13 protein-coding genes and 3 pseudogenes are annotated in these 13976 nt (G+C 67.3%); 8 read left to right on the top strand and 8 right to left on the bottom strand.

The features are described 5' to 3' along the window. Positions 1–35 precede the first annotated feature (35 nt). The 4 genes and pseudogenes from V1460_RS11215 to V1460_RS11200 all read left to right on the top strand — a co-directional run bounded on the left by V1460_RS11215 (position 36) and on the right by V1460_RS11200 (position 4305). Positions 36–1966: pseudogene (locus V1460_RS11215) on the top strand (TnsA-like heteromeric transposase endonuclease subunit). Next, on the top strand, positions 1963–2976 hold the full coding sequence (locus tag V1460_RS11210; RefSeq protein ID WP_338673596.1) for a TniB family NTP-binding protein: 1014 nt from the start codon (positions 1963–1965) through the stop codon (positions 2974–2976). The pseudogene V1460_RS11215 and the gene V1460_RS11210 overlap by 4 nt, the downstream one beginning before the upstream one ends. A gap of 28 nt (positions 2977–3004) precedes the next feature. Beyond that, positions 3005–3643 carry a hypothetical protein gene (locus tag V1460_RS11205; protein ID WP_338673595.1) on the top strand — a complete coding sequence of 213 codons (639 nt, stop codon included), beginning with the start codon at positions 3005–3007 and terminating at the stop codon, positions 3641–3643. Further along, complete coding sequence (locus tag V1460_RS11200; RefSeq protein WP_338673594.1) at positions 3643–4305, top strand: hypothetical protein; 663 nt, start codon at positions 3643–3645, stop codon at positions 4303–4305. Before V1460_RS11205 ends, V1460_RS11200 begins: the two co-directional genes overlap by 1 nt. A gap of 206 nt (positions 4306–4511) precedes the next feature. Here the strand turns inward: V1460_RS11200 and V1460_RS11195 are convergent, their stop codons facing one another. Continuing rightward, the gene (locus V1460_RS11195; protein WP_338673593.1) at positions 4512–5735 is read right to left on the bottom strand and encodes an MFS transporter; all 1224 of its coding nucleotides are present in this window, start codon (positions 5733–5735) and stop codon (positions 4512–4514) included. Positions 5736–5792: 57 nt separating this feature from the next. Between V1460_RS11195 and V1460_RS11190 the strand changes: the two genes are divergently transcribed. Further along, a complete protein-coding gene (locus V1460_RS11190; protein ID WP_338673592.1) occupies positions 5793–6371 on the top strand; it encodes a CGNR zinc finger domain-containing protein in 579 nt (192 codons plus the stop codon). A 161-nt stretch (positions 6372–6532) separates the two neighbouring features. On the opposite strand, the gene V1460_RS11185 is transcribed toward V1460_RS11190, so the two are convergent. Then, positions 6533–7324, bottom strand: coding sequence for an IS630 family transposase (locus tag V1460_RS11185; RefSeq protein ID WP_338672555.1), 792 nt, complete (start codon positions 7322–7324; stop codon positions 6533–6535). Continuing rightward, entirely contained in the window at positions 7213–7653 is a 441-nt protein-coding gene (locus tag V1460_RS11180; RefSeq protein WP_198602818.1) for a helix-turn-helix domain-containing protein, read from the bottom strand. The genes V1460_RS11185 and V1460_RS11180 overlap by 112 nt, the downstream gene beginning before the upstream one ends. A gap of 156 nt (positions 7654–7809) precedes the next feature. Here V1460_RS11180 and V1460_RS11175 point away from each other — a divergent pair, with 156 nt between their 5' ends. From V1460_RS11175 to V1460_RS11165, 3 genes are all read left to right on the top strand, one after another. Beyond that, positions 7810–8271, top strand: a complete 462-nt coding sequence (locus V1460_RS11175; RefSeq protein WP_407077431.1) for a TnsA-like heteromeric transposase endonuclease subunit — start codon at positions 7810–7812, stop codon at positions 8269–8271. Between the two features lie 216 nt (positions 8272–8487). Next, positions 8488–8877 (top strand): hypothetical protein, encoded by a 390-nt coding sequence (locus V1460_RS11170; protein WP_338673591.1) that lies wholly within the window; start codon positions 8488–8490, stop codon positions 8875–8877. A gap of 761 nt (positions 8878–9638) precedes the next feature. Then, complete coding sequence (locus tag V1460_RS11165) at positions 9639–11168, top strand: UDP-N-acetylglucosamine 1-carboxyvinyltransferase (RefSeq protein ID WP_338673590.1); 1530 nt, start codon at positions 9639–9641, stop codon at positions 11166–11168. 45 nt (positions 11169–11213) lie between these two features. On the opposite strand, the gene V1460_RS11160 is transcribed toward V1460_RS11165, so the two are convergent. The 5 genes and pseudogenes from V1460_RS11160 to V1460_RS11140 form a co-directional block, all read right to left on the bottom strand. Next, a complete protein-coding gene (locus V1460_RS11160; protein ID WP_338673589.1) occupies positions 11214–11834 on the bottom strand; it encodes a hypothetical protein in 621 nt (206 codons plus the stop codon). Between the two features lie 357 nt (positions 11835–12191). Beyond that, a pseudogene (locus V1460_RS11155) lies at positions 12192–12623 on the bottom strand (transposase); the annotation flags it as partial. Positions 12624–12651: 28 nt separating this feature from the next. Further along, positions 12652–12891 (bottom strand): annotated as a pseudogene (locus V1460_RS11150) (integrase core domain-containing protein); the annotation flags it as partial. After that, positions 12890–13126, bottom strand: a complete 237-nt coding sequence (locus V1460_RS11145; protein ID WP_338673587.1) for a hypothetical protein — start codon at positions 13124–13126, stop codon at positions 12890–12892. The gene V1460_RS11145 and the pseudogene V1460_RS11150, both read right to left, overlap by 2 nt. Before the next feature lie 90 nt (positions 13127–13216). Continuing rightward, positions 13217–13975 carry an IS3 family transposase gene (locus tag V1460_RS11140; protein ID WP_338677997.1) on the bottom strand — a complete coding sequence of 253 codons (759 nt, stop codon included), beginning with the start codon at positions 13973–13975 and terminating at the stop codon, positions 13217–13219. Position 13976: the final 1 nt, after the last annotated feature.

Below are 13976 nucleotides of genomic sequence, written 5' to 3'. Positions count from 1 at the left end.
GAGTGATCGTTTGCGGCTGACTGTCTGGGGAGACGGTGGGGGAACCGGTACACGCGTACGGCGATCCTGCTCTGGGTGCCTTTGAACTGGACTTCTTCGATAGCGGTCAGCGTCGTCGCACCGCGTTGGGCTCCGGGTGGGGTGTCCGGTTCGAGGACGTACCGCCCGTGCGCGGGTTCCGGTGGAACAAGGGTGACCGCAGCTTCGCGGGCTGGTACTACGCGGTGACCACGGGCGGCCATGTGGGCTATGAGTCGTGGCTGGAGCGGGACCGGCTGATTCTGCTGGACTTCGCCCCGGACGTGGTGGGGATCGCCTCGCAGCCGTTCTGGCTGCACTGGCGCGAGGGGGAAGAGAAGCGGCGGCACGCGCCGGACTACTTCGTACGGCTGGCCGACGGACGCGCCCGCGTGGTCGATGTCCGGGCTGAGGACGCTGTCGACGAGCGGACCGCGGAAGCGTTCGCCGCGACTGAGCGGGCCTGTTCGGCGGTGGGTTGGGAGTTTGCTCACGCCGGTGTCTGCGGGAGAACGGCGAGACGGTGGAACTGCCGTCGCAGTCGACCCTCTACCGGCTACTGGCCAAGCTGACCTACGGCAAACCGGTCTCGGCGACGGCCCGCAACCGCCGCTCGCGCGCACACGGAGCGAAGACGCCGTTCGGGCAGTGGACGGTGTTCGCGCCGGGCGAGGTGGTGCAGATCAACTCCACCCCGCTGGACGTGCTGGTCCGCCTGGACGACGGGGTGGTGGGCAAGGTCGAGCTCACCGGCATGATCGACGTCGCGACCAGGACGGTGCCCGCGGCGGTGCTTCGGCCCACCACGAAGTCGGTCGACGCGAGTGTGCTGCTGGCCCGCACGCTCACCCCCGAGGTGATGCGGCCGGGCTGGGCAGACGCCCTGCGGATGTCGAGGTCGGTGCTGCCCTATCGCCGGCTGCTGGACATCGACGAGCGCCTTGAGCACGCGGCCGCGAAGCCGGTGATCGTGCCGGAGATGATCGTCTGCGACCACGGGAAGGTGTTCATCTCCCGAAACTTCAAGGCGTCCTGCCGATTCCTGGAGATCGACTTCCAGCCCACGCACAAGGCGTCCCCGTTCCAAAAGGGGCACGTGGAGAAGATGCTGGACTCCGTCGGCACGCTCTTCGCGCAGTTCGTCGCCGGCTACACCGGCCGCAGCACCGACCACCGCGGCCGCAACCTGGACAAGCAGCCCCTGTGGTCGCTGCCGGAGTTGCAGGAGCTTCTCGATGAATGGCTCGTCGGCAAGTGGCAAAATCGCGAACACGACGGTCTGCGTGACCCGTTACACCCGAGCCGCTCGTTCACGCCGAACGAGAAGTACGCCGCGCTCGTCGAGGCCTGCGGCTATGTCCCGGTCGCGCTGAGCGCCGAGGACTACATCGAGTTGCTGCCGTCGACCTGGCGGGCGGTGAACGACTACGGCATCAGGATCAAGCGCCGCACCTACGATGCTCCGGGCCTGATTCGCCGTCAGCACTCCGGCGTCGCGGAGAAGAAGGGGCTGTGGGAGGTCCATCACGACCCTTACGACATCTCCCGGATCTGGGTACGCAATCACCACGGTGAAGGCGAGTGGATCGAGGCGACCTGGAAGCACCTGCGTCACGCCCCGGTTCCCTTCGGCGAACTGGCCTGGGACCACGCCGCCCAGGGCCTGCCCAAGGGCACTGAGGCGGAGATCGCGGAGGCCGCCGCAGCTCTGCTGACGCGGGCCCATGCGGGTCCGGAGCAGGGTGGGGCGGGCAAGTCGAAGAAACGTACACGGCGGGAAAGACAGGTGGCCGCCCGCACCAAGGCGACCCCGCCGGTTCCCACGCCGGCGCCTGTCACCGAGCCCGACCCGGCTCCTGAAGCCGAGGCGGAGGAAGAAACGCCGCTGGCCAAGGTGATCCCGCTGGGCCTGTTCGATCCTCTCGCCGACCCCTGGAAGCGTTCATGACCGCACCGTACGGCCCGCTCGCCCCCTTCGCCAACGGTCCGCGCGAGCCCGAGCGGCATCTGACGAGCCTGTCCGGCTGGCGATCCTTCGTCGACGATCAGCCCGTCATACCCGCGCTGCTGAGTGCGGCCGAGCGGGCCGCACTCAGCCCGGCGGAGCTGACCCGCTACGACGAGGACCGCCTGGACCATCACACCCGACTGCTGGTGGTGGCGACGTCAACCGTCCAGCACACCGTCACCTGCGGCCGCCGCCTGGTCCTGCTGAACCGGCACGCGGTCAGTGCCCGGTGCGGGTTGATCGTCTCCGGTCCGGCCGACACGGGGAAGACCACCGCGATCACCCAGCTCGGCCGGGCCCACGAGCTCCTCGACCGGGCCCGCCATCCCGGGGTGAGTGACCGCATCCCGGTCGTCTACATCACCGTCCCGCCCGCCGCGACGGCCCGGATGGTAGCGGTGGAGTTCGCCCGTTTCCTCGGCCTGCCGGTCCGCGTCCGCTCGAACATCACCGACATCCTGGAAACCGTCTGCGGCGTCCTCACGGACGCCCGCGTGGGCCTGGTCCTCGTCGACGAGCTGCACAACATCTCGCTGACGACCAGGTCCGGCGCCGAGGTCTCCGACACCCTGAAGTACTTCTCCGAGCGTATTCCCGCCACGTTCGTCTACGCAGGGATCAACGTCGAGCGGGCGGGGCTGTTCGACGGCACCCGCGGCGAGCAGATCGCCGGACGTTTCACCCTCGTCCCCACCGCGCCGTTGCCCTACAACACGGAATGGCAGGGGCTGGTGGCCACCTTGGAAGACTCGCTGCGGCTGCACGACCACCAGCCCGGCAGCCTCATCGCTCTCGATCGGTATCTGCATGACCGCACCGACGGCATGATCGGCTCCCTGTCCCACCTGATCAGAGGCGCTGCCCTGGACACGATCCTGACCGGCAGCGAGAAGATCACGAAGGAGAGTCTCCAAGCGATCCCTTTTGACCACAGTTCGGAATCCAGCTGACCGCCGCGCAGAAAGGCACCGCCCCACCATGTCGTCCGGCATCGCCGACGAACGTCCTGCGGCTCCGCTTCCCATGCGTGTCCGTCCGCACCTGGGCGAGAGCACCGAGAACTACATCAGGCGCCTGGCCAAGGCCAACCACCTTCGGCCCAGTGCCCTGCACGCGATCGCCTGCGGTCCGCCCAACTGGACCGGAAAGCCCCGTCTCGACCGCCTCGCCGTCCTCACCGGCCATTCGGCCGACCACCTCAACCTGGCCCTGACGGACGCCGTCGTTCCCCGTCGGCGGACCACCGTCACCGGCCAGTACCAGCGACTGCCCCGGGGCACCTACCTGCTCTATCGAGCCATCCGCAAGGACGCGGAAGCCGGTCTCTCGCTGCGGCATCTCGCCCAGCGACACGGCGTCAGCCGGCGCATGATCCGCGCGGCCCTGACCGCCGTGATGCCGCCCGCCCGTGAACGCCCGAGCCGCTACCGGCAGACCCCGGTCATCGCCTCGGTCCGGCACATCGTCATCCCGATGATCATGCAGGACGTCAGCGCGAAGGACATCTGGAAGACGCTCATGGACGACCACGGCATCTCGATCTCCTTCTCCACGCTCAACGCCTACGTCCGCAACCAGCGGACCGGCTACCGCGATCCCACCCCACCGGCCTGCTGATGCCATCTGCCGACTACCGTCCACTGGTCCGGCTCCCCATCCAGGTCCGTCCCGTCGCCGGAGAACGCGCGAGGTCCTTCATCGCGCGTCTGGCCGCCGCCAACCATCTCAAGGCCGACCACCTGCGGACCTTTCTCTGCGAGCCGCCACTTCACCGCGGCCACCCCAGCTGGAGCCGCCTGGCCGCCGTGACCGGCCGCGACCCCGACGCCTTGCGCGAGATCCTCGACCGCACGCACTGCGCGGAGTGCGGCAAACCCACCCTCGGCATCAGTCACAAACAGACCTGTTCACAGGCCTGCCGGCAGAAGGCCTACCGGCGGTGGCACCCGAAACCGGACAAGCAGCAGACCATGACCTGCCAGTTCTGCGGAAAGAAGCTGATCATCGCCGTCCATGGAGAGACGCGTCGGTGGTGTTCGGCAGGCTGCCGTCAGAAGGGCTACCGGCAACGGCAACGCGAACGAGCCGAAGCTCTGGCGACCCAGCCCACCTGCGACGAGTGCGACACGCCACTCGGCCCCGGCAGCCGACGGCGCTGGTGCTCGAAGATCTGCAGCCACCGGGCCTACATACGTCGCCGGATCGAGCGGGGCGAATCCCCACTGCCGACACCCGACCCGAAGGCACCGCCCCGAGAACAGCCGACGACCTGCGCATAATGCTCGGGCCCCCTGCAGCCGGGACGCAAGAACCAAATACGCCTCACATGCTCAGCGACCTGCCGCACCAAGCTCTACCACCGGCGCAAAGCGGAGCGATTCACCCAAGAGCCCTCGAACCACGAAACAGCCGACCCATACTCGGTGTTCAGTGAGAGTCGCCGCGTCAAACAGCGAGGTCATGCTCGTTTCCTCTCCGGGACAGCTCAGCCTTTCCCCTGAGAACACTCAAGCGAGGTCGTGCTGTCCGCAGACGAGTTGGCAGTTGCCGACGGGATCGCGAAGAAGGCCAGTGCTGCGAGGACCGCCACACTCGCTGCGAGCGTCAAAGCGCCCGGAAGAGACCAAGTCACGATTGGTCCGGCAACCGCTGCCCCCAGGGCGAATCCAGTGATCTTCAAGCTGGCGCCGGTGGTGAAGATCTGGCCGCGCAGGTGATCCGGGGCTTCCCGGTGACGAACTGCGAACAAGGCAGCCAGCTGAGGGCCTTCACCGATCCCCGCTACGAGTACGGCCACGATGAGCACGAAGGGTGACCCCACGGCGGCCAAGGCCAGCGCGGCAGCCTGGACAAGGGCACTGACCCAGATGATCGTGTCGGGGGCGACTGCACGCGGAAACCGGGCGAGTACGGCGTTGGCCGCCAGGGCGGAGACCGCCGCGCAGGAGAGCAGCACCGCGCCGCGGCCGGCTCCGCCCAGGACGCGCTCGCCCAGGAGCGGGATGCACGCCGTCAGCATGCCCTGGGCGACACAGGAGACAACCGAGCTGAGGGTCACCCGGGCCAAGAATGGCCTTCCGACGATGATCCTCGTTCCAGCAGCAAGGTCGCTGATCACCGAGGTCGTCTGAGCGCCCCGCGCCCGACCAGGACGAGTGGGCAGTATCCACGCGGCGGGCAGCGCCAAGGCGATGAGCACCACGGAGACCACCACGGCCGACGAAGCTCCCAACGCCTCCGCCACGCCACCGGCGAGAGCCGGACCGGCGAGACTCGCCACACTGAACGTCATGGCATCGAGCGCGTTCGCCTCCGGCAGGCGGTCGCCAAGCGCCAAACGCGGCAGCTGGGCCGTCCATCCGCCCGACAGAGCCGGCCCCAGCAGCCCCGTCACCACGGCGATCAGCATCGTGACACCGAACGGCAACCAGCCCAGTCCTACGAGAATCATCCCCAGCCCCGCCGCATACAGGACGAGAGCCCCGGCCAGCAGGCGCCCCGGCCGTCCTGCCCTGTCGAGGAGCACCCCGAGCACCGGCCCGCCCACGGCAGCAGAGATCGTGAGGCCCGCAAGCAGCAACGACGCTTCGACGGCCGATCCGGCCACGGCAAATCCTGCCAGCATCAGCGCCGGTCCTGACATCTCGTCCCCGGCACGAGCTGCCACTGCTCCGGCGAGATACAAACGGAGTGAGTAACGCCTTCTCATCCACAAGACTTTATGGAGGTAACTCAAAACTCAGCAAGATGCGTTACATTTCCATGGATGCTCTCCAACAGCGACGACTGGTCCACCCGGCACTCCGTGCTGACTACGGCTCGCCGGGCAGCTGCCCTGATCAACGCTCTCGCTGACGACCGTCCCGACCCGGCCGGAGTCGCCGACGTGCTCCGCGAGTACGGCGAGACCGACCCCATTGACCTCACCACCCTCGATGTCGCCGGGATGCGCGCAGCCGCCGCCCTGCTGCGGCAAGTCTTCGCCGCCGAGCACGCCGATGACGCCGCGGCCACCCTCAACCGCCTCCTGCAGGACCACACCAGACCGCTCCGCCTGACCTCGCACGGCGGCAGCACCCCCTGGCATCCCCACCTCGACCACGACGACAACGCACCCTGGGACGAGTGGCTCCTCGCCTCGTCCTGCATGGCCCTGACCGTCCTCGTCTGGGACCGTCAACGCCCGCCCGGCAGGATCTGCGCATCACCCAGCTGCCAGGACGTCTTCATCACCCAGGGCAGCGGTCCGGAACGCCGCTACTGCTCCCGCCGATGCGCAACCCGCGAACGAGTCGCAGCCCATCGACGCTCCCACTCCGCCGACCAGTCGAGCGACATTGAGTAGGGCGCACAGGATTCACCGCGACATCACTCAACCTTCGATGAGAATCGCTCAACCTTCGCTGCGACAGAACACCTCTGTCCGCTGTCATCCAATCGAGGCGTTTGACAGCGAACCCAGGCGTTTCGGCTTCCTTGCCAGCGAACCTAGTAGATTGTCGCGGCTTAGTTTTGCTGTGTGGTTGGGTAGAGGTGGCGTAGTTTCACGCGTGCGTCGTCGGTGGTGAAGTGCCAGTCGACTTGGCGCTGGTTGCTGTTGGTGTGCTGCTGCCAGGCGGCGAGTTCGGTGTTGAGCACGGTGAGGTCGTCGATGCGGCGGTCCAGGCACTGGCGGGTGAGCGCGGAGAGCTCGATCTCGGCGATGTTGAGCCAGGACCCGTGTTTGGGGGTGTGGTGGATTTCCAGGCGCTGGGCCAGCGCGAAGGCTTTCCCCGGGTCGAACGCCTCGTAGAGCGAGGCGGTGGTGTGGGTGTTGAGGTTGTCCATCACCAGCACGACCGTGGCGGCGTCGGGATAGTCCACGGTCAGCAGGTGTTCGACCTGGTGCGCCCAGTCGACCTTGGTCCGGCGGGGCTGGGCATCCACGCGTCGCCATCCGCGCAGCGGTTCAACCCAGCAGAAGATCGAGCAGGTCCCCGAGCGGACGTACTCGTTGTCCTCGCGGCGGTCACGGCCGGGCCGCGGGGGAAGCGGATCGCGGACGTGGCCGAGCAGCTGGTACGGCTTCTCGTCCATGCACACCACCGGACGCGCCGGGTCATAGGGCCGGGCATAGACGGCCAGCACGTCTTCCATCCGGGCCGCGAACTGCGCGTTCGCTCGTGGCGGGATGGTCCAGCACTTCTTCAGGTGAGGACGCAGTTCCGTTTTTTTAAAACCCGGCCGATCGTGGAGTGGTCCAGGTTCGGGATGTCCTCGATCAGCGCCACGTGCCTCTCCAGCAGGCGCAGCGACCACCGGGCATGGCCCTTGGGCGGTGTCGAGCAGGCCAGCGCGATCAGCCTCGCCTCGACCTCACCGGTCACCGGGGAGGGCACCGGGGGGCAGGCGCGTTCCTTCCGGCCGACCGTGGCCCACACATCGCCGCCGGTCTCCGCGTACCGCTTCGAGACCAGCCGGACCGACTCGCACGACACCCCGACCCGGTCCGCGATCACCGCCCGCGGATCGACCTCGCCGACCGACGTATCCAGCGCGAGCAACACCCGCGCCCGTCTGATCATCGACGCGCTGCGGACTCCCGTCGTGGTCACCCGCACCAACGCCTGACGATCCTCAGCACTCAAGGCAACCGGATACTTCTTTTGTGACGACATGGCACCCCCGCCCGGCCGAAGTGAAGCGACGAGGGGAGACTGCCCGACCGTCAACTCCACCAATCAGAGCCATACTTAGGTGCGACAATCTACTAGTCGTACGAGGGGACGTACTGGGGGTGGTGGATGGCTGTACCGGCCAAGGTGGATCTTGCGGAGCCATACGTTGAGCTGTCGTATGTGGATGCAGGACGGGAGTGTCGGCGGCGTCCGCTGCTGGACTGCGTGACGGCTCGGTTCGAGGACGTGGCCGCAGTACGGCCGTTTCGCTGGTCGCGTGGTGAGCGTCACTTCTCGGGCTGGTACTGGGCCGCGACGACCGTCCGGCACGTCGGTTTCGAGTCGTGGCTGGAGCGGGACCGGCTTGTGCTGATGGACTTCGATCCCGAGGTGGTGGGGATCGCCTCGCAGCCGTTCTGGATGCACTGGCACGACGGCGAGCGTGAGCGTCGGCACGCACCGGACTACTTCGTACGCCGCGCGGACGGCTCTGCGGTGGTCGTCGATGGCCGCGCCGATGAGCGGATCGAACCGAGGGACGCGGAGGCGTTCGAGGTGACGCGCCGGGCCTGCCGTCAGGCGGGATAAAGCTTCACAAGGCCCGTCGTCGGCGGCCCAGACGGTCCCGCAAGACCTCCGCTGCCGGCCGCTGAGCGCTCAGATGTGCCGAGGCTCGGTAGTTGTCACCGACGGCACCGCATAGGCTGCACAGAAACCAGGTCTAAGCAGCCGGACTGTCACCAGAGAGGCGCTGGAATTGTCACACATAGCCGATCGCTGGTCTTCCTGTTACCGGGGCGCAGTATGACTCGCGACGACCTCATCGCCATGCTCCGCGAACAGACGCCGGCATGCGGGCCTGCACGTGACGCCTTGATCGCCGGGGCTGACTTCGTCGTCTGGGACGGCCTGGTCCCGGCCAACCGGCACGCGGGCGTCTTCCGGCGTCGAATGCACCACTCCTTGAAGCGTGGCCACACGATCGATGGCCTGGCCGACAGCGTCGACATCCTTCTGCGAGCCGGGGAAGAGCCGCTTCGTACCGGATCCATCAACGCGGTGGACAGGTCATCCTGGTTCTTGATCTTCCTGAACTCCACGGCGACAGCAGTGGTGGCCTGCTGCGGCGGACGCCGACCCACCGCCGGGGAGCCGGCCGACACCCCCGAGTCCGGCGCCCAACCTCGCAGGTGACAACAAGCCTGCCTATGTGACAACTATCGCGCTTTGGCTCATCAGACTTCGATGAGATCTACTCAGTCTTCGGTGAGACGGGACATCCATCTGCGCCGCCCTCTCGCGCTGGCCACCGCGCGGGTCCCGCCTGGCCCCGAGGGATCGCACGTCGCCCCGCCGAGGTCAAGCACGCAGGTCAGGGCATTGCGGCAGCGACCCGCCCCACCGGGGGCACCGCCGCCAGGAGGCAGGAGACTCCGGCACGGCTCGGACGCGCGCCCGGCAGTGCAGGCCGGCGAGCGGCGGGCGGGACGGAAGGCGTCGCCGGGGCGCCACCACTGCGAGACCTCGACCTCGACCGCTCCACTCCCCGGCACCAGGTCCTGGAGGATCTCTCGCCGACGGCGGGAGCGGCCGCCGCATGAAACCCCCTCACTCGTGCCGCCTGAGCTCCTTTCAGCCCCGAATCGCGGCCGGGGCGTCCGCGAGCAGCCCCCGGGTACGGGCTCGTCGCGTTCGGCGGGCATCCGGCGCCACGGCCGGTCGCACTGAACGCGGCGACCGGGGAGGTCGCACGGCTGCCGCACGCGAGGGCGATGGCGCGCCATAGGTTCGCCGCCGGGACGGCCTGAGCGCCACCCGGCAGCAGTCGCGACTCACCCGAACAGACCACACCTTTTGTACGAGTTAATGGAGTAATGGAGCATCAGAGGAGAGCATCACCCGTATAGCTCACCCCCATTGGACGACTCATCTCATATCTGAGATAGCCTTCCGCTATGGCAGACGACTACCTCGTACGCATCGGCAAGCTCATCCGTGACGCCCGGCAGCACCGCGGCTGGACACAGACGCAGCTCGCCGAGGCGCTCGGTACCAGCCAGAGCGCTGTCAACCGCATCGAGCGCGGCAATCAGAACATCAGCCTTGAGATGATCGCCCGCATCGGCGAGGCACTCGACAGTGAGATCGTGTCCCTCGGGTACTCCGGCCCGATGCATCTGCGCGTCGTCGGTGGACGCCGACTGTCCGGCGCCATCGACGTCAAGACCAGCAAGAACGCCTGTGTGGCGCTGCTGTGCGCCTCGCTGCTCAACAAGGGCCGCACCGTGCTGCGCAGGGTGGCCCGTATCGAGGAGGTATACCGGCTCCTCGAAGTCCTGAACTCGATCGGGGTCCGCACCCGCTGGATCAACGGCGGTACCGATCTGGAGATCGTGCCGCCCGCCACCCTTGACATGGACGCCATCGACGCCGACGCGGCGCGCCGGACCCGGTCCATCATCATGTTCCTCGGCCCGCTGCTGCACCGCCTGGACCGCTTCCGCCTCCCGTACGCGGGCGGCTGCGACCTCGGCACCCGCACGATCGAGCCCCATATGATCGCCCTGCGCCGCTTCGGACTGGACATCACCGCCACCGAGGGCCTCTACCACGCGGTGGTGGAACGCTCGGCCGGCCCCGAGCGCCCGATCGTGCTGACCGAGCGCGGCGACACCGTGACCGAGAACGCACTGCTCGCCGCCGCACGCCACGACGGTGTCACCGTCATCCGCAATGCCTCGTCCAACTACATGGTCCAGGACCTGTGCTTCTTCCTGGAGGCGCTGGGGGTACGGATCGACGGAGTCGGCACCACGACCCTGACCGTGCGCGGGGTTGCCGACATCGACGTGGACGTCGACTACTCACCCTCCGAGGACCCGGTCGAGGCGATGAGCCTCATCGCCGCCGCCGTCGTCACCGAATCTCAACTGACCGTGCGGCGAGTGCCGATCGAGTTTCTGGAGATCGAACTCGCGGTCCTCGAGGAGATGGGCCTGGACCACGACCGCACGGCGGAGTACACCGCCGACAACGGCCGTACCAGGCTGGTGGACCTGACAGTGCGTCCGTCCAAGCTGGAAGCACCGATCGACAAGATCCACCCCATGCCTTTCCCCGGCCTCAACATCGACAACGTGCCGTTCTTCGCCGCGATCGCCGCCGCAGCCCAGGGCAAGACCCTCATCCATGACTGGGTCTACGACAACCGCGCGATCTACCTCACCGACCTCAACCGCCTCGGCGGCCGCCTCCAACTGCTCGACCCCCACCGCGTCCTGGTCGAGGGCCCCACCCGCTGGCGCGCGGCCGAGATGATGTGCCCGCCCGCACTGCGTCCCGCCGTGGTCGTACTGCTGGCGATGATGGCGGCCGAGGGCACCTCGGTGCTGCGCAACGTATACGTCATCAATCGCGGTTACGAGGATCTGGCGGAGCGCCTCAACTCGGTGGGTGCGCAGATCGAGATCTTCCGCGACATCTGATCGGTAGGAGTGTCGCGCCCCTAGGAGATGAGGGGCACGACACTCCTAAATGCCTGCTGACCTGCTGTTACACACTTGCGGGACCCTCCATTGATCATCGCTGTTTTTCATCACCTTGTGCAACACGCGTGCAAGATGATCTCGAATGGTTGATGGTGCGTCAGAGATGTCTGAGTATCCGTCAGCCTTTACGGACCCGAGGCCATCGAAAGTGTGCAGCACCTCGTAGGCTGCGACCGCGCCCTCGTCGACGAGCAGGGACACCGCCTCGGTGAGGACGGCCTCAGCGCTGGGCTGGGCGAGCACCTGACGAGTGCGGTACGGGCCGTAGCCCGTAACACCGTAGCCCCACACCTGCGTGGCCACGAACGCCTCTGCCCAGCTCTCGGACTGCTCCGCGGCCCGGACCGCGGCCACGACCTCGGCTCGGCTCACCGAGGCCGAATCGGCCGCCGCCCGGTCGGCAAAGGTAGTGGGCCAGGGCGTTACGGCCATCCAGGTGGATGGCGCGTACGGGATGGTGTGAGGGCCACTTCCGTTCGCGTACCGCTGGCCGCGCTCCGGGTCGGCTAGCCACTGCCCCAGTGACTCCACCGCGCTTGTCGGCAGCAGCAATTCGAGCATCGTCTCATCGAGCTTGTCCGCCTGCCTCTGGTCGTACCTCATGGCTGTCGTCGCCCCCCATCTCCTCATGTGACGCGTCATAGTGGCATGTAGCGGTGACTGAGGCGCCACGCCGACCCCCTTCAGTTGGAGATCAGCGGCTTCGCTGTAGTTCGGGGACTGGTGGGTGGTGGTCGTGCTGTGGGGTGTCCGGCTTCGCGGGCGCGGTTGCGCCGCCGGTGGCAGGCGCGGGCGACGGTCTGGTGACAGCGTCGCCACCATGACCAGTGCAGGCCGTGGCGGATCCGCTCGGCCGGGGCGGGCTGGGGTGAAGCGTGCCGAGCTTGGCGTCGGGCACCCCGGTTGCTCAGGGGCCAGTCGAGACGGCCTTCGGAAGGTGGGGGAACCTCAGCTTGATATTTAACATTGCTCCCGTTTTGCGCGGAGATGTTCTGTTCGAGTTTCGAGGCGCTTCACGGTCTTCCCGGGCTCGTAGCGAGTAGCCGGTCTGCGGTTTCTTGAGCCAAGAGGTCGTCCTGGTCCGGGTCTTGAGGGTTTCGGCACGGCTGCGGGACGGGCGGTGGTCGCGCGGATGTGCCTGAACCCCCGGCGGACCCGGGCGGGGGTGAGTCGGTGTGCCGGGCGTGGTCTTTCCCAGGGGCGGCGGAGGTCCTCGGCGAGGGGGCGGGCGAGACGGAGCTGGGTGTGAACGGTGATGATCAGCCACGTCCATAGGTCGGCGACGGCCGGGTCGCGGACCTTCGGCGTGGTCCAGCCCAGGGTCTGTTTCCAGAACCTGAAGGTGTGTTCAAGATCGAACCTGCGCAAGAACGCTTGCCAGCGCACATCGATGTGAACCGCCCCGGGTTCGGTAGAGATCTCAGATCGTGGTGATGACCTGGGGTTTCTTGAGTTCGGTGTAGTAGTTGGCTTCGTATTCGACGGGCGGGATGTGCCCTATCTCACCGTGGAGTCGGCGGTGGTTGTACCAGTCGATCCACTCGGCGGTGGCCAGCTCGACCTGGGAGAGCGTCCTCCAGGGGCGCTGGGGCTTGATCAGCTCGGTTTTGAACAGGCCGATCGTGGACTCCATCAGGGCGTTGACGCTCCTATAGCTGTCAACTGGCTGTATTGGGTGTCTGTGGAGCAGGTCGGAGCAGGTGGTAGACCTCGCGTATGACGTAGCGCTTGAGGCAGCGGATGATCTCGCGTTTGGTCTTGCCTTCGGTGGTGCGGCGGGCGACGTAGGCGATCGTGGGCTGGTGGTATTGCATCCGGACGATGACGGTTCGGTAGATCGCTGCGTTCAGCTGTCGGTGGCCGCCGTGGTTGATGCGGTGCCTGCCGCTGGTCACGTCCGTCCGGCGGCAGCGCTTGCTGCGTGCCCGGCCAGGCGGTCGACAGATCAACGCCAGGACACCCGCGGGGTCAGTCGCAAGCAAGAGTCAGACCACCTCGGCCGGGGCTACCCGATCCTTGCGGGATCCGGTGCGAGAAGACTGACAGTCGTAGGCGTCACCGACGGATCCGATGCTCGCCGCGATGCCGGCGGCGTCCAGGTGTTCGGCGAGGCGGAAGCTCGTGTACTGCGACCCGGCGTCCGAATGATGTATCAACTCCCCTGGCTGGACGGGGTGTTGGTCGCGGTCGCGCTGCCAGATCGCCATCTCCAGGGCGTCCAGTACGAACACCGTCTCCTTCACCGTGGCGGCCGACCAGCCCACGATCCGGCGCGAGGAGGTGTCCACGACGAACGCGACGTAGACGACGCCGGCGAAGGTCTTCACGTGCGTGAAGTCGGCTACCCAGCAGCGGTTCGGGGCGCCGGCGACGAAGTCGCGGTCGACCAGGTCCGGGGCCCGCTCGGCCTGTCCGCCGGGGATCGTGGTGATGACGCGTTTGCCGCGCACCGCGCCCTGGATGCCGAGCTCGCGCATCAGGCGCTCGACGGTGCAGCGGGCCGCCGCATGTCCCTGCCGGTTCAGCTCGCGCCAGATCTTCCGGGCCCCGTAGACACGGTAGTTGGACGTGTAGACCTCCTGGATCCTCTCCTTGAGCTCCTCGTCGCGCACGGAACGGGCAGAGGGAGTTTCGAGGCGTTTCTTGTGGGCGTAGTACGTGGAAGGGGCGATCTGGCAGTCGTGTGCGGTGAGCGTTCTGCAGATCGGCTCGACGCCGCCGAAGCGGTCCCGGTACTCGTCGATG

Origin of the sequence: Streptomyces sp. SCSIO 30461 (assembly GCF_037023745.1) — a bacterium.
Taxonomy (GTDB): domain Bacteria; phylum Actinomycetota; class Actinomycetes; order Streptomycetales; family Streptomycetaceae; genus Streptomyces.
The sequence above is the reverse complement of the archived record's forward strand: the minus strand, read 5'-3'. Positions and strand labels throughout refer to the sequence as shown.